Genomic DNA, 23828 nt, shown 5'->3' with positions numbered 1-23828 from the left:
CCTAAACAGGCTGGCATACAGCCGCCTAAAACACAAAATTAAAGTAAAAATCTCTTGACTTTTAACACAGAATCTCTATAAGATCACTGCAATGGGGTGGGAAAATGTTTGGAATGACGAATGAATCGAATTACGATTAGGACAAAGGGAGTAGAAAAGATGATAGATGATGGTCGATAGATGGTAGGTGAGAGATGATAGAAGGGATTTAAGGGAAAGCAGTTGCTTAATTTTAAAATTATTATACAGATGGAAACAACAAAATTCAGTATTCAGATCAACGCACCTAAGGAGAAGGTGTGGCAAACATTGTGGAGCGATGACACTTATCGCCAATGGACTGTAGTATTCCATGAAGGCTCGTATGCAAAGACAGACTGGAAGGAAGGCAGTAGTGTGCAGTTCCTGACGCCAGAAGGCGATGGTATGTATTCGCGCATTTCAAAACTGATTCCTAACACACAAATGACTTTTGAGCACCAGGGCGAGGTCAAAGGTGGAGTAGAACAACCTCAAAGTTCCTGGGCCGGTGCTAAGGAAAGTTATTATTTATCAGAAAACAATGGCGTTACGGAGCTTACTGTAGAAATGGATACAGTAGAAGAATTCATTCAGTATTTCAAAGACATTTTTCCTAAAGCATTGCAATTGATAAAGAGTCTATCTGAAGCCAAGTCTACGGCAAACGCCGGCTAAGCTTTTCATTGAAAGCAATGAAGGCTTGCAGGAACTGTGCATGGAGGACTTCAGGCCCTGTATAAAAAGGGATGGTTTTGGCGATTTCATTGGAGTGATCGATTCGGAGTAGAGAAAATTTAAAAATACGGGAGATGGATAAAGGTTCGATATTTGCTAATCGCAGATATTTAATAAATTCCATCCTTAATACCGTATATGAAAAGACTAGGCTATTTGCTTTCGTTTTGCGTGATCTGTTTTACTTCTTTGGCACAAAATCAATCAGAAATAGCAATCATTCCTCAACCTGTATCGCTCACCAGGAGTTCCGGGCAGTTTACCCTGCCGGAGGTGGTGGTGATTGAAGCGCCTGCAAGGCAGGATGTTAAAACCGTAGCTCCTTATTTGCAGGAAAGGCTGATAAAAGCTACCGGGCGGAAAGTGAATTTGAGTAGTACTTCGTCAGGTGCTTCTATAAGGCTTTTGCTGAACCAGCATCAGAATACTGCTATTGGCCAGGAAGGCTACCAGTTGTCTGTGACTCCACAGATCATCACGATCAAAGCAAATGCACCTGCTGGTCTTTTTTATGGCGTGCAAACCTTGATACAGTTATTCCCGAAAGAGATCGAAAGCGACAGTACCGTTCAAAATGTATCCTGGCAGGTGCCCTGCGTGGAAGTTACAGACTATCCGCGTTTTGGGTGGCGGGGTTTGATGTTTGATGTTGCCCGTCACTTCTTTACCAAAGACCAGGTGAAGGACTATATCGACCAGATGGTACGCTATAAATACAATCTTTTGCATTTCCATTTAACCGATGATCAGGGTTGGAGGATCGAGATCAAGGGGTTGCCCAAACTGACGGAGGTGGGTGCCTGGAATGTAAAGCGGGTGGGCTATTTCGGTACTTTTTCACCGCCTACACCTGATGAACCCCGAAACCAGGGTGGATTTTATACGCAGGAAGATATCAAAGAGCTGGTTCAATATGCTAAAGAGCGCTTTGTGAATATCCTCCCGGAAGTGGATGTGCCGGGGCATAGCCTGGCAGCCATTGCTTCTTACCCGGAACTGTCCTGTACGCCAGGTGCTGAAAAATACACAGTTAATTCAGGAGAAAACTTTATGGACTGGTCAAGAGGTCATCCGCCGATTGCGTTGATGGATAATACCTTGTGCCCTGCTAATGATAAAGTATATGATTTTTTAGACACGGTGATCACCCAGCTGACCCAGTTGTTTCCATTCGAATACATTCATATGGGAGGGGATGAATGTCCCAAGAATTACTGGGAAAAAAGCCCGCAGATCAAAGCCCTGATGCAGAAAGAAGGATTGAAAACCATGGACGAGGTGCAGAGTTATTTTACCAAAAAGGTGGTCAAGATGGTGATGTCGAAAGGGAAGAAGTTCATTGGGTGGGATGAGATCCTGCAAGGAGGTCTTGCGCCTGGAGCTGCCGTTATGAGCTGGAGGGGAATGAAAGGTGGCATTGAAGCCGCGAAGATGGGACATGAAGTGGTGATGAGTCCTACAGACTTCGCGTACCTGGATTATATGCAGGCTGACGCCATTATCGAGCCCCGTGTGTACGCATCACTCCGTTTGAACAAAGCCTACCAGTTTGAGCCTGTACCTGCAGGTGTGGATCCCAAATACATTAAAGGTGGGCAAGCCAACCTGTGGACGGAGCAGGTATACAATATGCGGATAGCCCAGTACATGACCTGGCCAAGGGGGATGGCCATTGCAGAAAGCTTATGGTCACCTAAGGAGAAGAAGAATTGGGATGACTTCTTCAGCCGGGTAGAGCAACATTTTCCACGGTTTGACGTAGCCGAAGTAAAGTATGCGCGTGCTGTTTATGATCCTATATTTAAAATCAGCCGGGATGCACAAAAGCAGTTGAAGATTGAGTTGATTACAGAGGCCCCGGGACTGGATATTTATTACAGCTTTGATAATTCATTTCCGGATCGTTTCTATCCTAAGTATGAGGAACCGTTGATTCTGCCCAAAGATGCAGTCATGCTTAAGGTGATCACTTATAAAGGCAACCAACCTGTTGGACGCATGATTGCCATGCCTGTTGATGAGATGAAGAAACGGGCTGATGGGAAGAAGTAATTAAATTTGGATGCACCCGCTAAATTAAAATCAATGAACAAACAAAACCGGCGAAATTTTTTAACTTCAACTGCTATGGCTACTACAGGACTAATGGCTTCTGCACTTCCAATAGATACACCCAAAGAGAAAAAGCAACTGCTGCACCACGTTTTCTTCTGGCTTAAGAATCCTGCTTCCCAGGAGGACCGGGACAAGCTCATTGCGGGTTTGCAAACCCTGAAGAAAATAGAAACGGTGCGCAGAATTCATATAGGTGTGCCAGCCTCCACAGAATTGCGCCCAGTGGTAGAGGCCAGCTACAGCGTTTCCGAGCTCCTGTTTTTTGACGACCTGGCCGGGCAGAAGACGTACCAGGATCATCCTATTCACCAGCAATTTGTTAAGGACTGCTCTCATCTGTGGGAGAAGGTGCTCGTGTATGACTCCATGGATGTGTAAGGAGGAGCAATAATGCATTACTGATCTATTTATCCGAAATAGGGAAAAATGCATTAACTTAATAGAGTCATACGAAAACCTGAAACGATTTGCTGCCATACTATTTCTAAGCCTGCTGCTCTTTAACTGGTTTGGATATAAACTGGTGCTGAGCTATCTGCAGCAAAAAGCTGATCTTCAGCTGGAGGCTCGTATTGACATCAATGACTACGATGAATCGCAGCTGGTCGAGGTCCGGGCGCCGCTTCAACTGCCTTATCAAATCACCTGGGATCAATTTGAACGTTGTTATGGTACCATTGAAATCGACGGTAAGTCCTATACGTATGTCGAAAGAAAGATGGTAGACGGCTACATGATCTTCAAATGCATTCCAAATACTGCCAAAGAGGTGATTAAAAGTACTGAGCATATCCTGGCAAAAGCAGTGCAGGGCGCGGGACATGAAAGTGAAAGAGCATCTTCTTTTGTCAAGGCCATGAAATGTTATATCGGTGACTTTGACCAGGAAAAGCAAACATCTGCACTTCAAGGGCTGAGTTCCCTCAAGCATACCTATTGGGAATTGAAAACTGCTTTTATGGAAAGCGGTTTTACTAGTTCCATTGATGAACCGCCGGAGTGAAATTTCCAACAAATCACATCCCCAGCCCCTAAAGGGGAGTTGCCCACGCACGCGTTATGGCGGGCAGGCAATTACCGGGCGTTTTCTTAATGCTGCTTCTACTCTTTAAAAGACCAGTCATGAAAAGAATGTTAACAGTCTTAGTCGTGATACCATTCATGCTCCTGCTTGTGCCTGCACGTAGCCATGCACAAACAGACCTGGATGCCATCATGATGAATAAATATCAATTCTGCAACGGTTTTATGTACAATTATGCTTCCTGGGATCATTACTGGGAAGGGACCTTCAAACGAGATAATAAAAACATGGGAACGGTAAGTACCCAATCGGTCATGTATATGGCCAATTATGGCATTACCGACCGCTTGAACATCATGGCAGGCGCTCCTTATGTATGGACAAAGGCTTCTGCCGGAACATTACACTCAATGAAAGGCGTGCAGGACCTGTCCCTGTTTGTAAAATGGAAACCTGTTACCTGGACCTTCGGGAAGAATAAAATCTCGCTATTTACCATAGGAGGCTTCTCTACTCCTTTGGCCGATTATGTTATTGATTTTTTACCCATGTCCATAGGACTGGGCTCCACGAATATTACGGCAAGAGGCATGGTCGATTACAAACACAAAAGATTTACCGCTACCGGTTCTGCGGCTTATGTATGGCGTAGTAATGTAAAGCTGGACAGGGATTCCTATTATGATACCGAGTTGCACCTCACCGATGAGATAAAGATGCCTAATGTGGCTAACTACCAATTGCGAACAGGCTACCGCGGAAGATACCTGATAGCGGAAGCGTTGCTAACCAACATGACGACACTGGGAGGCTTTGACATCACCAAAAACAACATGCCCTTTCCCAGCAACCGCATGAATGCAACGACTGTAGGTGTGAACCTGAAGTACACGGTGAAGCAACTGGCCAACCTGGATGTGTATGCCGGCGGTAATTATACAATAGCAGGGAGGAACGCGGGGCAGGCGACAGCCTATAATGCCGGCCTGTTCTATGCTTTTTACTTCTGCAAAAAGCCAAAATCCTGAACTTTTAAACATGAAGTCATGAAATCACTCTTCCTATATACGTTCATTATGGTTGCCGGATCCCTCTTGGTGACCTCCTGTTCTAAAAGCATTGATGAAAGAACCAACAATGCTCCTGCCTTAGCACCAGCTAATATGGATATCGATGCCGGAAGCTGGAAACCTGTTTTACTGGCAAGTGCCTCTGAATTTAATGTGCCGGCACCTGCACCCACTAATACGCCCGATTATGTAGCCCAGGTGAATGAAATCAAAGCCTGGCAGAAAGATCTGACCGGTGAGGAAAAAAGCCTCGTCAACTACTGGAGTGCCGGGGCTGTATTGCGTTGGAACGAAATCCTGCGCGAACTGGTGGCTAAATACAACCTGCCCCCGTATCAGAATCCTGATGGCACCTATCCCATTCCCAATGCCAGTAATCCGTTAGCCTATCCACAGTTCCCATTTGCCAATCCTCCCTATGCAGCCAGGGCGTATGCCTATTTCAGTGCAGCGCAATACGATGCCCTGGTAGCTGCCTGGTACTATAAAAAATTATACAACCGGCCAGCACCCTATAAGGTGGACGCTAATTTAAATGTATTGATTCCTAAGTCGGATCTGCCTTCCTATCCGTCAGAGGATGCTGTGATCGCCGGTGTAGCCACTGAAATGCTGAAGTTGCTATTTCCCGGTGAACAGGATTTTATCCAGCAAAAAGCAGATGAACATAAGCGATCACGGATCATTGCAGGGGCCAATGTACGTAGCGACCTGGAGGCAGGTGAAGCGCTGGGCAAGTTAGTGGCGCAAAAGTTTGTAGCCCGTGCCCGGACCGATAGGGCTGGAGCAGCCGTAGGAACGGCAGCTGTATGGGACCAGATGGAAAAGGATTGTATCGCCAAGGGTGAAGGTTACTGGATTAGCCAGGAAGTACCCAAGCGTCCGCCCATGTTGCCCTTGTTTGGCAAGGTGAGAACCTTCTTGTTCGATTCGTTGACTTTGGTGACCCAGATCCGTCCCGGTCCGCCGCCATCTACTTCCTCCCAGAAGTTCAAGGAAGAGACTGAAGAAGTATTGTATTATAGTGAACATCCCACCAGGGAAAGGATGCGGATCATTCATTTCTGGGCTGATGGTGTGAGTACGGTCACGCCACCGGGTCACTGGAACAGTATTGCCGCGGAAGATTTCATCAAAGAAAATTTAAGTGAGGTGCGTTGGGCCAGGAATTTTGCATTGCTGAATATGGCGATGATGGATGCGGCTATAGTGTGTTGGGATGCCAAGTTCACGTATTATAATCCCAGGCCTTCACAGGTGGATCCACGGATCAAAACATTAACGGGTTTACCCAATTTCCCATCCTATGTATCCGGGCATTCCACTTTCAGTGCTGCTGCGGCCACTATTTTAGGACATATCCTCCCTTCCAGGGCCACTGATTACGCCCAGATGGCCGAGGAAGCCAAGATGTCGCGCCTGTATGGAGCCATTCACTTCAGGAGTGATTGCGAGGTAGGGTATACCTGTGGTCAGAAGGTTGGTGACTTTGCCATACAAAGGGCGAAGGCTGATGGAGCGGAGTAAGTTCAGTTGTCATTCATTATACTGCTTCCATTACTTCTGCTACAGGTAAATATATTTCGAACAGTGAACCTTCACCGGGCTGGCTGGATGCCAGAATATGGCCGCCATGAACCTGAACGATCTTTTTACAGATAGCCAGTCCAAGTCCGGTGCCTGGGTATTCATTTTGTGTATGCAGGCGCTGGAATAATTCGAATATCTTATCTGCGTACTGTTGCTCAAAGCCAATGCCGTTGTCTTTGAAGCAGATGTGATGATATTCTGTACCCGGCTGCAAGCCTAAGTCGGTATCTTTGCCAGCTAATACTTTATGGCTGGTAATGTTGATCACAGGGGTATTACCGAGGCTACAGTATTTCATGGCATTGCCAATGAGATTCTGAAACAACTGCTGCAATTTGAAAGCAACGCCCTGCACAACAGGTAGTTCACCGGCTATAATGGTGGCACCTTTTTCATTGATGGCATTTTTCAGTGAAGACGTAGCGGCTGTTAAAACCCTATTGAGGTCTACCAGTTCCTGTAATTCGCTTTCCATCTCGACCCTTGAGAAGGCAAGCAGGTCTTTAATCAGATTGCGCATACGGGCGGCAGCCAGTTGCATTCTTTTCACGCTGTTTTTGCCCTGTTCTGATAATCCCGGCTCTGATTCTTCCAGGAAGTTGGCAAAGGTTTGAATTTTACGCAGCGGCTCCTGCAGGTCATGGCTGGCCACATAGTTGAAGGAGGTGAGTTCTTCATTGCTCTGCAGCAGTTGTTTATTCTTTAATTTCAACTCTGTATTGACTTCTTCCAGTATTTTGGCAGCCCTTTTCCTTTCTGTAATGTCGTGCGAAACTATGAGCAACCCTGTAACCTTGCCTTCATTGTCCCTTAAAGGAGTATGGCTGGTTTCTGCGGTAGTGCCACTCCTGTTATCTATATACTCAATTCTATAAGAAGGGTGTCCTTTGAGACCTTGTTGGATCAACCTGAAATTTGGATGCTTTTCCACTTCAGGAAAAACTTCCAGCAGCTTTTTACCGATGACATCTTCTCTTTGCAGGCCAAGCGTATTTTCAATGGTTTTGTTCCAGATCATGTAGCGCATATCGGTGTCGACAGCGGAAATAAGGTTATCGGTATTTTCAATGATCGATTCCATTAAAGCGGTCCGTTGTTCCAGTTCCTGTTTCAGCATTTCTTCTTCGGTAACATCCAGGATGCTGCCATAAATCACCGTTTGGCCTTTTTCGTTCCGGACAGGGATGGCTGAAGCTTTTATATACCGTATGGCGCCATCTTTCCTGATGATCCTGCAGCGGACAGGAGCAATAACACCGGTAATAACATTTCTATGAACGGCTTCAATTGTCTTTAGCTTGTCTTCCGGATGCAGAAATTCAAAAAAGAGTTCAAGGGAAGGTGTCACACTGCCCGGTTCAACACCAAACAGGCGATATAGATTGTCAGATATAGTAGCGTCACCCGTTTGCACGTTGCGGCGGTAAGAACCAAGATTTCCAGCCTGTTCGGCCTGCTCGAACCTGATGTTGTGATCCTGCAGGAGTTCAGTGGCCTGTTTTAGTTCTGTAATGTCGTGAACGATGAGCAGCATTCCTTCAAAATTGCCCTGGCTATCTCTTAGGGGAATAAAGCTGATCTCCCCGGTTCGCTGGTCTTTCAGGAAGCCGAGCTGTTGCCTGATGGTTTCTTTTCCTTCCAGTGCTTCTTTTATCAGGCTTAATTTGACATCCCCGATATAGGGGAAAACTTCTGTCACCTTTTTTCCCAGCACCTCGCTTCTTGTTGTTCCAAAAGCTTTTTCGTATGACTTGTTGAATAGTGTAACCCTTAATTCTGTATCCAGCACCAGGATCAAATCCTCATTATGCTCCACCACCTGTTCCGTTAAATAAGCACGTTTTTTTGCTTCCTGTTTTAAAAGGTATTCTTCGGTGATGTCCTGGGTGGTACCAGTTATGATCTCTTCACCCTTTTCATTTTTACTGAACCAGGTAATGCATTGAAAATACCTGCGCTCACCATTTTTGCAGGTAGCCCAGAACTGGCAGGTACAAGTACTGATACCCTGGACGCGGCACTGCTCTATCTTTTGCAGGGCGTTGTCACGGTCTTCTTTGTCCATCAATTCTAAAACGTAGCAGGTGTCGGTTTTAAAACTGCCTGGTTCATAACCAAACAAGCGATACAGGTTATCGGAGCGATCTATGTATTGGGTTGCCAGGTTCCATTCCCAGGAGGCTATGTGCGCACTATGCTCTGCATTTTCCAGGAGAGCGCCAGCCTTCTTTGCTTCCTTCCCGGCCAGCTGACCCTCCTGATTAGAAAGGTTTAGCTGCTTATCCAGTTTCATAATTGCAAACAAGATGATGAGCAGGGCTGCTGTGGTTAATAGGATAGCGTAGAAGGGAGTGGTGAACACATAGTGTTTATTCGTTGTGATATGCTGTTTCAGCAGTTGCTTCTCTATGTTCTCCATGATCTGCAAGCGGTCTTTCACTGCATCCATCACCTGTTTCCCGGTTAGAAGGTCTGTTGTCAGGCTAGGACCAAAGGGAGCAACTTTATTGCCATAGTTAGCCCTCAGCGTCTGAAGCAAATCAAGCCTTTTGTTTACCAGGTTATTCAGGGTATCTGCCTGTTTTAACTGTACGGGGTTGTCGCTCACCAGCGCCCGCAGGGTGTCGAGGTGTTTCATGACACGCTCTTTGTTCATGTTGCTATTGTCGAGGAAGGAAGAGTCTTTGGACAGCAGGAAGCCACGCTGGTCGACTTCGACGTCTTTGAGCTTTGAAAGGGTTTCGGATAAAGACAGCCGCACCACGTTGGTTTGGTTTACCCAGTTTGCAGCCTGGTTCATATAGCTTATTCTTTTTATCAAAAGAAAAGTCAGGCTGCACAGCAACAATAGGGCAACGGCAAAAAGTACCTTAAGGGGTTGCTTTTTGATGGAAAACACTGTAGTCGGTTTCATATGGATCTTCACCAAATCTTTATCATGTTATTAAATAAATAAGCAGTTTTGGTACGATCTGTTTTAAGAGAGGAAATAATAACCCTAGCCAAAAACAAACGTTCGTGGTCTTTTCAAGCAGGGTAGCATGATGATTCGGAGACTGGATTTTCTTTTGTCGGACGGCAATTTGAAATGCCATACTTTGACTCCATTATGAAGATGAAGAAAATACTAATGTTTCGCGAGATTTTACGACGGGTGTGGGCATTCTCCAGTTGAACAGGGGTGTTTGGGCGGCAACCATTGCCAGTTTCCTTTTATTTTGCAGGCTTATCTAATACTGCTGCTTATGCATTATAGGAACTATTTTGTAGCCATCTTATTGTTCAGTTTATTCATTCAAAAGGTAAGTGCCCAGGATCTTACCGCGGTCATCGGTGCCATGCCGCAGGAAATAGCTGCTTATGATGGCATGATTGAAAACAGGCATGAAGTAAACGTAGGCGGTATTCAATTCATCAAGGGGTATATCAAGAAAAGGAATGTGGTTTTTGTCGTATCAGGTATTGGTAAGGTCAATGCCGCAATGACCTGTACGATGTTGTTGCAGCATTTCAAGCCGTCGAGGGTGTTGTTTACAGGTGTGGCAGGGAGTATTGACCAGGATATCCATATTGGTGACATCGTGATTGCTGACAGCGTAGTGCAACATGATTTCGGCACTTTGACTGATGGTAATGCATTCCAGTACTGGGGTGCCCAGAATCCTATAGATCAAAGTAAGAACCCGGTTTTCTTTAAGGCTGACTCTTTGTTGTTAAGCACGGCAAAGTTACAGTCTGCCAGCATTATGCTCGAACCTATCGTCATTCAACAGTTGTCGAGGGCGCCTGTTATTACCAACGGAATCGTTGCCACCGGTGATCAATTTATTTCTTCTGTTCAAAAGAAGCTGGAGCTCAAAAAGACACTCCATGCACAAGCTGTTGAAATGGAAGGAGGGGCTGTTGCCCAGGTATGTCATCAGCAGAAAGTGCCCTTTTTGATCATCAGGAGTATCAGTGACCTGGCGGGTAGTGATGCGGAGGTAAACTTCAGCCAGTTTTTACAGATTGCTTCTAAAAATGCAGCCAAATTTGTTGGGTGTATCATTGAGGCTTTGCCTAAAGCCAGTCATCAGCAAGCCAAGGATTATTATAAGACGGAACTCTATTTTGGAATGAGCTATGATGGCAAAACAGTTACGGAACAACAATGGCAACAATTCTTAAGCCGTTATATTACGCCTAAGTTTCCTGATGGCCTGACTGTCATTGATGGTTATGGGCAGTGGTATAGTGAAAAGCAAAAGAGAATTGTACGTGAACGGTCAAAGGTTGTTGTTATTTATCACCAGGACGATCCAGGCTTTGAAACTTCCATACAATTTATCACGGGGAGTTACTGCAAGCAGTTTCACCAGGAGTCGGTGATGAGAGTGGATTCAAAGACAGAGAAGGTGACTTTTTGAACGCAGGTTATCATTACTTCATCCATACCCTTTTCAAAAACCTTAACCAGTTGTTGTGCATAATGTTTTCAATGTCTGTTTGTGCATAACCTCTTTTAGTTAATAACTGCGGTAGCTTTTGCAGGTCGGCTATAGTTTCGAGGTCATAAGGACATTGTTCTTTGCCAAAGGCACCATCGAGGTCTGATCCGATACCTATATGCAGAGCATTGCCAGCCAGCTGGCAGATATGGTCAATGTGATCGATCAGTATTTCGAGCTTACAGTTCATGGCCTCAGGTGTTGATTGCCCTCTGATCCAGTTGGGCACCATCATCCAGGCATCCAATGCGCCACCAATGACAGCATCGCGGTTGATCAGTTCTTTGATCTGTTCATCACTAAACTGGCGGTTATGGTTTACTATGGACCGTACATTGTTGTGACTGGCCCATACAGGTCCGTTAAAATGATCCAGTGCTTCCCAAAAACTGTCATCGCACAAATGTGTCACATCCAGGATGATGTTCAACCGTTCCATTTCCCGGAGCAACGCTTTTCCTCTTGCGCCCATGAATCCATGCGCGTCTGTGCCTTGAGCATAACGGCCGGGGCCATAGTGTGCAGGACCTATCGCACGTAATCCATATTGCCAGGCTTTTTCTACGTATGACAAGTCGATCAATGAATCGGCACCTTCCAGGCTCTGGATATATCCAACGGGCTTTTCTTCATTGGGTTCACCATTCATCCACAAAGCCAGGTGTTTTTCCAGCGTTTGCAGATCTGTTATTGCGACCATTTCTCCCTTTGCTTCCATTACCTTATACCAGGCTAATTGCCCTTGTGTCTGTGCCCAGGCCTGCTCCGCCGAATGCCAGCCAGGCAAAGGATTGTCCGGTGCTACATAGCGGGCAATTTGTGTTGCCACTACCAATCCCACATTGCCTTTGCGTAATTCAGGCAGTGAAACAGTAGCCTTACCACGATCCGGTTTATCGGTCAGCCCTGCTTCACGGGCATTGATCTCGTTGACAGGTTTGCTCAAGTCCCTGTTCCATTCCATAGCATTCATGGCCAGGTCCAGGTGGGCATCGATAATAAACATAGGGTTATTTATGGCTTAGAATAAAATTTTACGGTTCCTGGAAATAATGGGCCACTCGTTTGTGACGCTTCCATTCTCCACTACCAAACCCTTTTCATAGAGTGCACAGGTAGGACAAATATGATAGGGCAGGCCATACAATACGTCTCCAACCTTGTAGTGATGCCCTTTTTCTGCCTGCAGTACCAGGTGTTCTTCACTTTGGCTAATTACCTTGAGATCCGGAGCATTGAGAAAGGAAACACGATTACCCAATGGATTCTCGGCTGCGATAGACTTATGCCCGAGGTCAGTACACAACATTGTTTCAGAAGGCAGGGAAATGATGCGCGTCAATACCAATGCTGCAGTCTGGAATGGTTGTTCTGAAAGCTTTTGTGTATAGCCGTCGTCCCAGAAAATAAAAGTGCCTGGACTGCATTCCACTTTTTTCCTTTGCGCATGGATCGGAAACGTTGGTGAGCCTCCTGCGATGATGATGGGTTTTTCAAGACCGGCTTTCATCAGTTGTTTTTTCAGTTCTTCAACCAGTGCATAGGCCTCATCGCACTGCTGTTTTCTTTTTTCAAAATCTTTATCACCAATATGCCCATCGTATACATGCAGACCTATGGGCGTAATCCCTTCCAAATAGGAGCAAACAGTATACAAGTCGATTGCTTTGTCCGGAATCACTCCGGTCCGGTTCATGCCTACGTTCACATCTAGATAAACCGGGATGTCAAGATTGGCCTCAACTGCCCGTTCGGAGAGCTGCTGTGCCACCTTATAATCATCAACCAGGCAGGAAAACCTGGTTGCAGGAAAAGTGATGACCAGGGATATGAATCGTTCTATTTTGGGACCAACAGGCTGATATGCCAGCAACACATCCGGGGCTTCAATATCAGCAAGCATTTCTGCTTCGGCTATGGTGGCGCATTTGAATTTGCGGATGCCAGCTTCCATTAACAACAATGAGGCTTCTTTTGTCTTGTGAGTTTTGACGTGCGGACGCAATCTTGCCACATCATCGATCATGCCTTTGATCTGTGCAATGTTATTTTGCACGCGATCCAGGTAGATGAGCAGCGCCGGTGAATCAAATTCGCTGATATTGTTGATGGTGTACCAGTTTGGGTTTTCAGTCATGAAGATATTGTATATGAAACCTCTAATGTAATTCAAATAGTGCTTCTATTTCAACAGGGATGTTGTCGGGCAGTGATCCCACACCAACAGAACTTCTCACGCCTATGCCATCGCTGCCCCAGATGTGTGCAAACAGCTCGCTGCATCCATTGATGACATAAGGGTGTTTTTCAAACTCCTGTACACAGTTGACCATGCCCAAAACCTTGATCACCCGTTTTACCCGGTCAAGGCTCCCAAGCTGTGCTTTGATGGTTGCCAACATGGCCAGTCCCACTTGCCGTGCAGCTCTTTTCCCATCTTCCTGATCCATATCCTTTCCTATGCGGCCCTTGATGAGACTTTTGTCGTTGAGTAAGGGACCATGACCCGATAAATACAAATGATTGCCCACGACCAGGCAGGGCTTGTATACACCCACGGGCGTAGGTGCAGGCGGAAGTGTAAAGTTCAATTGTGCTAAACGTTGTTCAGGTGTATGCTGTTCCATCTTGTTGAATGATTTACCTAAAATTATTCAAAGTTGAGGAGGAAATGCTATTCTATGTAAGCCCCCTTCAGATACATGGTTGGCCATACTCATATTGCAGCATTCCTATGCTACTCATTTGCTGGAATCAAGAACAAACATTCCTGCCATATAGAGCCCCTTTGGACATGCTGCCACTGTAAGAAGATTATTTTCCTTGTTTTCAAATGAGCACTACGGATGAGCTCATGCAAATTGGACAACAAAAGAAACGAAACAAAAAACTCTGAAAAACTATAAAAGGCAGTCAGTTAAAGAGGTTTTTTAAAATTCAGTTGCATTGATCAGCTCGGTTCGTAAATTTATCTACTGTTGTGCGTCATCTAAAGAAACTTCATGGGACTATTTAACTTTTGTAAGAAGAGAAAGACTGTGGTTCACGAACCCTCAGTTCCCAAGCCACCAGTTGATGAACAAAACTGGACTGGTAAAGATTTTGAGTTCCTCATCACAGGTGTCACTGATATTTCACCTGATGTCTACGACAACATTATGACGCCTAACTCCCTTACTTGGTCAAAAATCCTATGTGACGAGTGGCCATATTATCAAGTTGGAGAAGATGAGTATAGCTATTCATGGGAACTACCAGGTATTCAAATGACCTTTAGTGACGACTTTCCATATGACAAGGCGAAAGCCGTAGCCGATGAAGTCATCAGCAACCTGAGAGCAGCAGGACAGGACGCAGAGCTAATCATATTAGATAAACAACAACTCTACCACTTCGAATGAGTGTACACGAACGCACAACGCAGGTTTTTCTGCACTGGCTACTAATTACCGATAACCTGCTTTGGAATCACTTTAAAGCACCATATCTTTAACCTGGCAGTAGTACCACTGACTTTCGCCAGTGACAAAACACCTAAAATCGTTACAGGCAATTTAAAATGACACCATCCGTACAACAATATAATCTTGAGAAGAGCATATGGACAGAGGCCGACTTCAAAGTTATGGGCTGGCATGATGCTGCCATTCATGCGATTTCGTTTCAGTGGAACAATGGCGAGTGGACTGGTGATTTTCTTTTAGACATTGACTATATTTTCAAGTGGGTAGATCCCGTGAAAGGCAAGGGGCACTTTTCTTACTGGATAGCTCCGTGTACATTAATTTTTAAAAAAGCATTTAAACTGGACGTAAACATCAAGACGGATCTTTTCGGCATTGATGCACAACAGATAGTTGAAGTGGTACTTGCTGATACAACGCAAAATCAAGAAGGTACTATAACTTATCAATGGGCAATTGAACTAACGGCGGGTCATATAAAACTGACTTCTGAAGGCTTTACTCAGATAGTTAGACAATTACCTATCCACACGGACTTTCTATTGCTGACGCAGGAACAACGGGGAGGCGTTTCTTTTTCTGAACAGCCTTGTAAGTTGGACGACTAAACAGCCTGTAACAAGTCAGTTTTGCCAAAGCAGGGTATCAGTATTATCTTTAAACCATAAAATACTATTCAGCGTTTTGCAATAGTAAGGAATAATAACCCAGACTACCCTGCCTTAGCAAAGCTGCAAGAACCGAAACCGTCAGCTACAACAATAACAAGATTCTCTATGCGATTTATCCTTTCTGTACTATTCCTTTTAGGATCGTTCATTTCTTTGGGACAAAAACCTTCCTTTAGCAAACCGAGTATAAACTTAGATATAGATTCATTATTCGAAGCAAGGAAAAAAGAAGCAATAGGCAAACCTTTTCCTGTTTTTAAAGCCACGAATGAAACTGAAAAGATCAACAATGAAATCCTCAAGGGAAAAGTAGTTTTAATCAATTTTTGGTTTGAAGGCTGTCCTCCTTGCATGGCTGAGATGGATGCCCTCAATGAACTGTATCAAAGACTGAAGAACAACAAGGACTTTGAATTTATTTCTTTTACAATGGATCAAGCAGATGCCATAAAAAGAGTACGGCAGAAGTTTAAACTTCAGTTCAAGGTATTTCACTTGAAAGATGAAGAATGCAACCGGCTAAATCAAGCCTTTGGCTATCCCACCAGTATTGTATTAGACAGAAGTGGCAAGATAACATACCTGGTTAGTGGTGGCGCTACCGATAAAGACAAAGCAAGGGAGTTTATACTGACCAAACTGCTTTCTGAAATCACTAAGGTGTTATAGCTGCAGCCAACTTTAAGCTTTCCAAAATGGCAGAAATCTGCAGGTTTCGACAACGTGGAGCATTACTCAGAAAATGGGATTTATATTAAGGCAAATAAATAAACAATGCCAAAACATTGCAAACTCAAACCAACTCACAAGAAATGATAGCCACAGTAGAAACTTTAAAGGAAATCCTTGATGCATTCAATCGCCATGACCTAGACGCTATTATGGAATTCTTTTCCGATGACTGCTCCTTTGATATGCCAAGGGGCACTGAACCATGGGGACAACGCTTCATCGGCAAAGCACAGGTGCGTGAGGCTCTTGCCGGACGCTTCAAAGGTATTCCGGATGTTCATTATGGTGAAGACCGTCATTGGATATCCGCAGATGGCAATATGGGGGTGTCAGAATGGACATTGACAGGAACAACAACTTCAGGGGTTAGCTTGAAAGTGCGAGGTTGTGATCTTTGGGAGTTTCGAAACGGCAAAATCACACGAAAGAATTCCTATTGGAAAATAGTCGATCAACCTACATCGAAATGATTAAAGAACATTTAATAAAGCGTTGTAATGAATGAACACTACTCATCTTCGTGGCTCGACAAACAAATAGGCCGTACGCAACAAACAGTTTTCTACAATAGCGATTGAAGAATAGTGGCTGAAATATAGTACTCCTATTTAAACTTTCAATAAATTTAAACTACTGGTACACAGACTGCCACTCTTGTAAGCAAACAGTGAATTCCTCAATAAGGGAAGCAATTATCATTACGGCTTTTAATAAATTAAAATTCACAACATGAAAATCTCCTATCCACATATTATTGAAAATTGCCTCGGCGAAAAAATCATTTTCCATGCTGTGCAAAAAGAACCAGGCGGCGACAAAGTCATTGTGGAGAATTTAGTTACACCAGGGCACGGGCCTCTCATGCATACGCATTTCCTTCAGGATGAGGAATTAACAGTTATAAAAGGCAAAATAGGGTATCAAATTCTTGGACAAGAGGCACAATACGCAGGAGGGGGTGAAACTGTTTTGTTCAGGCGGGGGACTCCTCATCGTTTTTGGAATGCAGGAGAAGAAATCCTTAATTGCAAAGGGTGGATTAAGCCGGCCAATACGATTGTATTCTTTCTTTCGGCAATTTACGCAGCACAGAACAAGTCAGGAAAAGCACAGCCAGAAACATTTGATGGCGCTTATCTTTTGACACGTTATGCCAAAGAATATGACCTAACCGAAATTCCTATGTTGGTTAAAAGAACAGTAATTCCGCTGACTTATTTGCTCGGACGTATTTTAGGAAAATACAAGCATTTCAAAGACGCACCCGAACCCCTAACCCAATAGGAGTTCATACGGCTAACAAAATATGGTTCTAGAAGCTTTAATTGCCAGTGCCAAAATTATGCGCGATGCGAAATAAATTTTTGCGCTAAGTAGACTAGGATTTGTTTTATTTTTTTTGCATTTTTATTAAATAAATTAATAACAAAAAAATTAACCATGCCAACTGTAGTAGTCCGACACAAAGTAGGCGATTTTGAAACATGGCTGAAAGGCCATGAAGACAGGGTAAAGATTTTTGCTCCTGCCGTATCAAGCTTTAAAACATTTCAGGATCAGGATGATCCTGAATCGGTGGTTTTGGTTTTAGAAGTAACAGATATGGAAAAGCTTGGAGCTATCATGAATGATCCAAATGTACAGGAGGCGAAGGACCGGCACACAGTAAAGGAACCCATCCTTCTTTCAACGGAGGTAGCTGTCTAACCGTATTGCCTTTCGTTTAAAAATCAGAGCATGGGCATGATGTGTGCACCAGCTGTGTTCATTAATCCCTAAATCGTTTCAAACGCTTTAGGGATTTTCATTAAAAAGCGATACTGATCCACCTTGACATTAAAAGTTCAGCTGTAGTATATATCATCAACTTTTTATCTTTACTCAGCATTAGTCAGCCGAGTCTCAGGGGCTCGGACGCCTGAAATGCAAAGTAAGCTCTTCACCGTTGTGCCTCATGCTTTGGCGACTGTGCAAATGATAAAGTTCACTGCGAGAAAATAAACAGAGACAAATCATGTTTGAAGGAAATCCATTTGTTGTTCAAGGTTTTGAAATACCTTCTGACAGCCCCCTCTTTTTAACAATCCTCTCAATACATATTTTAGCCGCATTGACCTGTGTAGTGGCCGGACTGATGGCAATGCTTGCAAAAAAACAAATCGGACTCCATCCAAAAGCTGGGACTGTTTATTTCTGGTCTCTGTTAGTTGTTTTCATAACTGCAACTATTATTGCGGCAGTTCGGTGGAGGGAAGATTATCACTTATTTATTTTAGGTTTTATTTCTTTCAGTTCGGCATTTATTGGCAGAAAAGCCCGAAGGAATCAATGGGAAAAGTGGAGTATTATTCATATCACAGAAATGGGAGTTTCTTATATTTTATTACTAACTGCTTTTTATGTTGACAATGGAAAGTTTTTACCAATATGGAAAAATTTTCATCCCTTGATTTATTGGTTATTGCCAGCAGTAATTGGAATCCCAATTATTATCAGGACTGTATTTACGCATCCTTTATCAAGAAAATATTTTGATAGAAATTAAAACATTGTAAACTTAAATTCAGACCACGATGTGAAAACTTAGCACGAACGCAACATCAACGTGGGAACAATCTACGCAACATATTAGAATAATAATTTCAGGGGGAAACTTGTTTAATTTTGGTTATCCTTAAAGTTCAGATATGATAAACGTGCTGGATTTTATATGGAAAACAGACCTGTATAAAAAATTTCAGGTGGATGAGCTGCTTTTTGTGGAATTCAAATGTCCTGCCGACGATTACACAAGCGGTATCTGGTGGCATAACAATTTTTTTGCTTTTGTACTGGCAGGAGAAACCTTGCTGAAAACGCCACAGCATGAGCATACGCTTAAACCGGGCGATTGCTTTTTTGCTAAAAAAGGCTCAGTTCTTTCCTTAAGTGAAACCCAGGAAGACTTTTGCGAACTGTTGATTTTTGTACCGGATGATTTTATCAAATCCGTCATTCACAAATACAAAATTACCTTACCCAAAGACCCTACCCCTAACAAGCCAGATACCATAATTCCCCTTGTAGCCGATGATGTACTATTGATTTATTTTCAATCCCTGCTTAGTTATTTCTCTATGCCGTCCCCGCCACCAATCGCCCTTCTCAAACTAAAGTTCGAGGAGCTGATTGTGCATATTGTTTCCAGCCATCATTACAGCTCTCTGAAGTACTATTTCGATGAACTCTGTGCAAGGGCAAAGCCATCCATCAAAGAGATTATGGAAGCAAATTTTTTTAGTAATCTTTCTTTAAATGAATTTTCCCGCTTGTGTGCCCGAAGCCTCTCCGGTTTCAAGCGGGAGTTTATGGAACTGTTTCATACCACCCCTGGCAAATGGCTGCTGGAAAAGCGCCTTGAATACAGCAAGTATTTATTGGAAACCACCAATTTAACGATTGATGAAGTGTGCGTGGAAAGCGGATTTGAAAACCGTTCACATTTTATCCGTGTATTTAAAAACAAATTCAGTCTTACGCCCGGCAAATTTATCCTGCAGAATAAACTTCAACATTAATAAACAAATCGCTGAACGTTACAGTATCGCTTTTTGCCTTTTCAGCAACTTCATCTCACATGGCCCGTTCTAATTTTGTTTTGGAATAACAACAGTCATGAGGCGCCTCTTTGAATAATTCTTTTAACCATTAAATCATTAAATTATGGAAGCTGTAAAGGAAGTTGATCCCAGTAAAGAAGAATTAAGGCAAGCCTGGGGCCAAATTGCTGAAGGCTACGACCAGTTTGTTACAGATACTGAAATATGGCTGGCTAATGAAGCACTGAAACGTGTGGGTTTGCAAGCAGATCACGCCTTTCTGGATGTTGCTGCCGGCTGTGGCGGTTTAAGTTTACCGGCTGCTCGTCTGGGAGCAAAAGTGCTGGCGACTGACTGGTCACCGGAAATGATCAGACTTTTTGAAAGGCGTGTTCGTGAGGAAGGCCTTTCGAATGCAAAAGGGCAGGTAATGGATGGACATCAGCTGGAATTGGAAAATAACCTGTTTGATGTTACAGGTTCGCAATTCGGAGTGATGCTCTTCCCCGACTTGCTAAAAGCGCTGAAGGAAATGGTAAGAGTGACAAAACCCGGTGGCAGGATACTTTTAATTGCTTATGGTTCGCCGGAAAAAATTGATTTTCTGAATTGTTTTATTAAGGCAGTACATTCAGTTTCGCCACATTTTGAAGGATTACCTACCGATCCTCCGCCATTGGAATTTCAAGTGGCAGATCCTGCTGTATTATATCAGCGGTTGGCGGATGCAGGATTGAAAGACATTCAAGTAGAAACTGTCACAGAAAAGCTGGAATTTAGCTCTGGGCAGCAGTTATGGGATTGGACCCTAAACGGCAATCCGATCGTAGGGCATGTTCTCGCTGAATTGAATGTCACCAATGAACAGACCGAAACCATTAAAGAAAAATTAGAACAAATGATTCGTGAGCGGGCCGGTGCAAATGGTACGGCAATACTGACTGACCCGGTAAATATTGGCTTTGGAACAAAATACGGACATAATGAACCATAAACTGTCCATTTAAAAGCCTGATTTATCCATTTTAGATTGCTTTCAATTAGTTCATTTTTGTTCTGTCAATTATGATTCATAACTATAAAACAGAAAGAAATGAATACGGTGCATTTTAAGACAATACAGGTTGACGGCGTTGATGTTTTTTACCGCGAAGCCGGCGATCAAAATAAGCCAGCCATGCTCCTGCTTCATGGTTTTCCTTCATCCTCACACATGTACAGGAATCTGATCAATGATCTTTCAGGCGATTTTCATTTGTTAGCTCCTGATTATCCAGGCTTTGGGCAAAGCAGTGCGCCATCACCATCCGATTATACTTACAGTTTCGATAACCTGGCTTTGACCATTAGCCATTTTATTGATGCGCTGGAATTAAAGAAATTCGTTTTGTACATGCAAGATTACGGCGGTCCCGTAGGCTTTCGTATCGCTTCACAAAGACCTGAATTGATACAGGCGTTGATCGTGCAGAATGCGAACGCTTATACTGAAGGATTGGGAGATGCCTTGAATCCGCTTGTGGCCTACATTCAAAACCCAAATGCAGAAACAGAAAAGGGTGCCAGGAATTATTTATCACCAGACACTGTCAAATGGTTATATACAGATGGCACTGAAGATCATTCAAAAATCAGCCCGGATGGGTATACGATAGACCAATATTATTTAGCGCGTACGGGCAATGATGAAATACAACTGGCGCTTTTCAGGAATTATGGAACCAATTTGCCGTTGTATCATACCTGGCAAAGTTATTTTAGAAAGCACCAGCCGCCTACCTTGGTGATATCCGGTAAGAATGACAAGCTTTTTTTGGCAGTTGGAGCTGAAGCTTTCAAAAAAGATATAAAGGATGCACAGATAAGTTTGTTGAATGGTGGTCATTTTGTGTTGGAGGAAAAACATACCGAAGCAGCTTCAATTATTAAATCATTTCTCTTTAAAAATGGTGTCGGGTACGATCCGGGACACACGGTTACATCTGATGCATTCGGGAACATGTCTCCGGAAGTGAAACTAAAAGAAGCTTAGTGACAGTGCCGGTAATAAATAGCGCTATAATAGTCCACCAGAAGAAAGGTTTGCTTTTCAAATGCTTAAATTAGAGTAAAACTTACGCAAATGGCAGATCAGAATTCATTCACCTTGGTGAATGAGCAAAACGGAAACCTGGCATTTAAATTATTTTTCTTTGAGGACAATAGTTACTTCGACCATTTGCAACGGAATAATTACTACTCTCTCATCTGGATAAAAGAGGGCGCAGGGAAGTTGAAAACCGGTTTCTCTGAATACAATTTTGAGCAAAACTCTTTGTTTTCGTTTGCTCCTTACCAACCATTCCTGTTTTCATCCAAGTTCATAAAGGGGGTTGCTATTTACTTTCATTCAGACTTTTTTTGCATCCATAAACATCAGACAGAAGTAACCTGCAATGGTGTTCTTTTTAACAATATTTATGACATACCATTTTTTTCGGTGGATGAACATTTAGAAGCTACCTTAAACGGGGTTATAGAACAAATTAAGTCAGAAATTCAGAACCCTGGGATCGCACAATATGAATTATTAATCTCCTTCATGAAGATCTTTCTGATCGCTGCATCCCGTTCAAAAAGCCAGCAACAGCCACATACCCTGCAATTGAAACAGGTCAAAAAAGAACCTTTTATTTTACAAGACCTGAAAGATGCGATCGAGAAGGAATTTAAATCGAAACACGCGCCAAGGGATTATGCCGTTTTATTGAACATTTCGCTTAATGCATTAACTAAGATCACAAAAACACATTTTAATAAGAATCTTACCAATTTAATTACTGAACGAATTATTATCGAAGCCAAAAGAGAGTTGTATCTGACGAATAAATCAGTAAAAGAGCTAGCCTATGAATTAGGCTATGAAGATGAATATTATTTCAGCCGCTTTTTTAAAAAGAATGCCAGTATCTCACCACAGATGTATAGAGAGACCGTAGGTTTTGGAAAAGCTGAAATTAATTAAATCTTACAATTCCCTTCTGAATAGCAAACAGAACCAATCCTACCCTGCTTTTTACATTGAGCTTCTCAAAAAGCTGGTCCCTGTATCCATCTATGGTACGCGGGCTTAAAAACATTTGTTCCGCAATTTCCTTATAGGTCATTTCTGTACAGGCGAGTTTTAAAAATGTGATTTCTTTTTCATTGAGGCTTAACAGCAGTCGGTGGTCATTTGCATCGTCTTCATCCATTTCCTGGATGCTATGCACGAGCTTTCCCGTTACTGTTTCCGAGTAATAAAAGCCTTTTGTCACCACCGCATCTATAGCGGCCTTTAATTCTGAAGGCTCACTTTCTTTTAAAATATATCCTTTAGCCCCATTCCGTAACATACGTATGATTGCATTATCATCATCATACATACTTAAGGCCAACACTTTAACAGATGGATAATTCTTTTTGAGCCATAGGGTTGCTTCAAAACCATCCATTTCCGGCATGTTGATATCCATCAAAACAATGTGTGGTAAATCGTCCTTGTTCAACTTGTTGACCAATTGTTTACCATTGTCACATTCTAAATGAATATCAAATCCCTGGATGCTGATCAGGTTCGCCAGTCCTTTACGTAAAAGAACGTGATCATCTACAAGGGCTACTTTTATGTTATTCATACAATGCGTTTTTGATAGGAACCGTTAACTTGATGCATGTCTGATTAGCCTTGCTATAGTGAACCTGCAATTTGGCGTTGATTAATTCAGCTCTTTGGTGTAATGGCAATCTCTTTAGAGAAAAGCTATCATCAGGCATATTCCATTGTGTCCGTTCGATGGGTTTTCCTGCATGCTTTACTATAAAAGTTACACCATTTTTCTCATAAGCAACAGTTACTGAAATGGGGTGTCGCTTATGCTTTTTTATAAGGCCAAAAAGCATTTCCTGCAGCATACGGAATACGATCAATTCTATGCCCGCAGGCAGTGAGCAAGGTTCACCCATTACTTCAATTGCAGAACTTTCCTGATCACTGTTTAATAACTTTAACTCATGTTCAAGAAGCCGGATCATTCCTGAATTGAATAATAATTCTGTTTCAGGATGAAAGCTTTTACACATATTCTTTAGATCCTGGATTACCCTGCCTACTAAATGACTTGGTTCAGTTGCCTTTTCCTTTGCCACATCGTTATTATGCGTTAGCAAACTTAGTTGTAAGCGTACAAGGCTTAAAACCTGTCCAATATTTTGATAAACTTCCTCAACAATTTCATTGAGATAATGGTCCCTAATATCATACCTCGCCAAAAGCACTTCATATTGGTATCGTAACTCTTTATATTGATTTGAACTGACCAT

At 43.1% G+C, this 23828-nt stretch carries 24 protein-coding genes; 18 read left to right on the top strand and 6 right to left on the bottom strand.

The window, feature by feature from the left end:
• Positions 1-249 precede the first annotated feature (249 nt).
• From OCK74_RS12700 to OCK74_RS12675, 6 genes are all read left to right on the top strand, one after another.
• Entirely contained in the window at positions 250-696 is a 447-nt protein-coding gene (locus OCK74_RS12700; RefSeq protein WP_279297424.1) for an SRPBCC family protein, read from the top strand.
• A gap of 198 nt (positions 697-894) precedes the next feature.
• Positions 895-2808 carry a beta-N-acetylhexosaminidase gene (locus OCK74_RS12695; RefSeq protein ID WP_279297423.1) on the top strand — a complete coding sequence of 638 codons (1914 nt, stop codon included), beginning with the start codon at positions 895-897 and terminating at the stop codon, positions 2806-2808.
• A 33-nt stretch (positions 2809-2841) separates the two neighbouring features.
• On the top strand, positions 2842-3249 hold the full coding sequence (locus OCK74_RS12690) for a Dabb family protein (RefSeq protein ID WP_279297422.1): 408 nt from the start codon (positions 2842-2844) through the stop codon (positions 3247-3249).
• Positions 3250-3394: 145 nt separating this feature from the next.
• Positions 3395-3874, top strand: a complete 480-nt coding sequence (locus tag OCK74_RS12685) for a hypothetical protein (protein WP_279297421.1) — start codon at positions 3395-3397, stop codon at positions 3872-3874.
• A 119-nt stretch (positions 3875-3993) separates the two neighbouring features.
• The gene (locus OCK74_RS12680) at positions 3994-4923 is read left to right on the top strand and encodes a hypothetical protein (RefSeq protein ID WP_279297420.1); all 930 of its coding nucleotides are present in this window, start codon (positions 3994-3996) and stop codon (positions 4921-4923) included.
• An 18-nt stretch (positions 4924-4941) separates the two neighbouring features.
• Positions 4942-6492, top strand: a complete 1551-nt coding sequence (locus OCK74_RS12675) for a vanadium-dependent haloperoxidase (protein WP_279297419.1) — start codon at positions 4942-4944, stop codon at positions 6490-6492.
• A gap of 16 nt (positions 6493-6508) precedes the next feature.
• On the opposite strand, the gene OCK74_RS12670 is transcribed toward OCK74_RS12675, so the two are convergent.
• Positions 6509-9469, bottom strand: a complete 2961-nt coding sequence (locus OCK74_RS12670; protein WP_279297418.1) for a PAS domain S-box protein — start codon at positions 9467-9469, stop codon at positions 6509-6511.
• Between the two features lie 331 nt (positions 9470-9800).
• Here OCK74_RS12670 and OCK74_RS12665 point away from each other — a divergent pair, with 331 nt between their 5' ends.
• Positions 9801-10961 (top strand): 5'-methylthioadenosine/adenosylhomocysteine nucleosidase, encoded by a 1161-nt coding sequence (locus OCK74_RS12665; RefSeq protein WP_279297417.1) that lies wholly within the window; start codon positions 9801-9803, stop codon positions 10959-10961.
• 13 nt (positions 10962-10974) lie between these two features.
• On the opposite strand, the gene OCK74_RS12660 is transcribed toward OCK74_RS12665, so the two are convergent.
• The 3 genes from OCK74_RS12660 to OCK74_RS12650 are packed head-to-tail and all read right to left on the bottom strand — an operon-like array spanning position 10975 to position 13669.
• Positions 10975-12048, bottom strand: a complete 1074-nt coding sequence (locus tag OCK74_RS12660; protein WP_279297416.1) for a dipeptidase — start codon at positions 12046-12048, stop codon at positions 10975-10977.
• Positions 12049-12063: 15 nt separating this feature from the next.
• Positions 12064-13179 (bottom strand): D-TA family PLP-dependent enzyme, encoded by a 1116-nt coding sequence (locus OCK74_RS12655; protein WP_279297415.1) that lies wholly within the window; start codon positions 13177-13179, stop codon positions 12064-12066.
• Between the two features lie 22 nt (positions 13180-13201).
• Positions 13202-13669, bottom strand: a complete 468-nt coding sequence (locus OCK74_RS12650; protein WP_279297414.1) for a RidA family protein — start codon at positions 13667-13669, stop codon at positions 13202-13204.
• Between the two features lie 375 nt (positions 13670-14044).
• Here OCK74_RS12650 and OCK74_RS12645 point away from each other — a divergent pair, with 375 nt between their 5' ends.
• From OCK74_RS12645 to OCK74_RS12595, 11 genes are all read left to right on the top strand, one after another.
• The gene (locus OCK74_RS12645) at positions 14045-14443 is read left to right on the top strand and encodes a hypothetical protein (protein WP_279297413.1); all 399 of its coding nucleotides are present in this window, start codon (positions 14045-14047) and stop codon (positions 14441-14443) included.
• Between the two features lie 158 nt (positions 14444-14601).
• A complete protein-coding gene (locus tag OCK74_RS12640; protein WP_279297412.1) occupies positions 14602-15114 on the top strand; it encodes a hypothetical protein in 513 nt (170 codons plus the stop codon).
• Positions 15115-15282: 168 nt separating this feature from the next.
• Positions 15283-15846 carry a TlpA family protein disulfide reductase gene (locus OCK74_RS12635; protein ID WP_279297411.1) on the top strand — a complete coding sequence of 188 codons (564 nt, stop codon included), beginning with the start codon at positions 15283-15285 and terminating at the stop codon, positions 15844-15846.
• A gap of 143 nt (positions 15847-15989) precedes the next feature.
• Positions 15990-16379 (top strand): nuclear transport factor 2 family protein, encoded by a 390-nt coding sequence (locus OCK74_RS12630; RefSeq protein ID WP_279297410.1) that lies wholly within the window; start codon positions 15990-15992, stop codon positions 16377-16379.
• Positions 16380-16638: 259 nt separating this feature from the next.
• Positions 16639-17193: a cupin domain-containing protein gene (locus OCK74_RS12625; protein ID WP_279297409.1), complete on the top strand. Its 555-nt coding sequence runs from the start codon at positions 16639-16641 to the stop codon at positions 17191-17193.
• Between the two features lie 156 nt (positions 17194-17349).
• Positions 17350-17616, top strand: a complete 267-nt coding sequence (locus tag OCK74_RS12620) for a hypothetical protein (RefSeq protein WP_279297408.1) — start codon at positions 17350-17352, stop codon at positions 17614-17616.
• A 307-nt stretch (positions 17617-17923) separates the two neighbouring features.
• Entirely contained in the window at positions 17924-18454 is a 531-nt protein-coding gene (locus OCK74_RS12615) for a hypothetical protein (RefSeq protein ID WP_279297407.1), read from the top strand.
• A 142-nt stretch (positions 18455-18596) separates the two neighbouring features.
• Positions 18597-19466 carry a helix-turn-helix domain-containing protein gene (locus OCK74_RS12610; protein ID WP_279297406.1) on the top strand — a complete coding sequence of 290 codons (870 nt, stop codon included), beginning with the start codon at positions 18597-18599 and terminating at the stop codon, positions 19464-19466.
• 145 nt (positions 19467-19611) lie between these two features.
• Positions 19612-20481, top strand: coding sequence for a class I SAM-dependent methyltransferase (locus OCK74_RS12605; protein WP_279297405.1), 870 nt, complete (start codon positions 19612-19614; stop codon positions 20479-20481).
• Between the two features lie 99 nt (positions 20482-20580).
• Positions 20581-21519, top strand: a complete 939-nt coding sequence (locus tag OCK74_RS12600; RefSeq protein ID WP_279297404.1) for an alpha/beta fold hydrolase — start codon at positions 20581-20583, stop codon at positions 21517-21519.
• Positions 21520-21609: 90 nt separating this feature from the next.
• Positions 21610-22491 (top strand): helix-turn-helix domain-containing protein, encoded by an 882-nt coding sequence (locus OCK74_RS12595; RefSeq protein ID WP_279297403.1) that lies wholly within the window; start codon positions 21610-21612, stop codon positions 22489-22491.
• Here OCK74_RS12595 and OCK74_RS12590 read toward each other — a convergent pair.
• Both OCK74_RS12590 and OCK74_RS12585 read right to left on the bottom strand, forming a co-directional pair.
• Positions 22484-23143, bottom strand: coding sequence for a response regulator transcription factor (locus tag OCK74_RS12590; RefSeq protein WP_279297402.1), 660 nt, complete (start codon positions 23141-23143; stop codon positions 22484-22486). The two genes, OCK74_RS12595 and OCK74_RS12590, sit on opposite strands and share 8 nt — an antisense overlap.
• On the bottom strand, positions 23136-23828 hold the full coding sequence (locus tag OCK74_RS12585) for a sensor histidine kinase (RefSeq protein ID WP_279297401.1): 693 nt from the start codon (positions 23826-23828) through the stop codon (positions 23136-23138). The genes OCK74_RS12590 and OCK74_RS12585 overlap by 8 nt, the downstream gene beginning before the upstream one ends.

The organism is Paraflavisolibacter caeni (assembly GCF_025628885.1).
Lineage (GTDB): Bacteria > Bacteroidota > Bacteroidia > Chitinophagales > Chitinophagaceae > Flavisolibacter > Flavisolibacter caeni.
The sequence above is the reverse complement of the archived record's forward strand: the minus strand, read 5'-3'. Positions and strand labels throughout refer to the sequence as shown.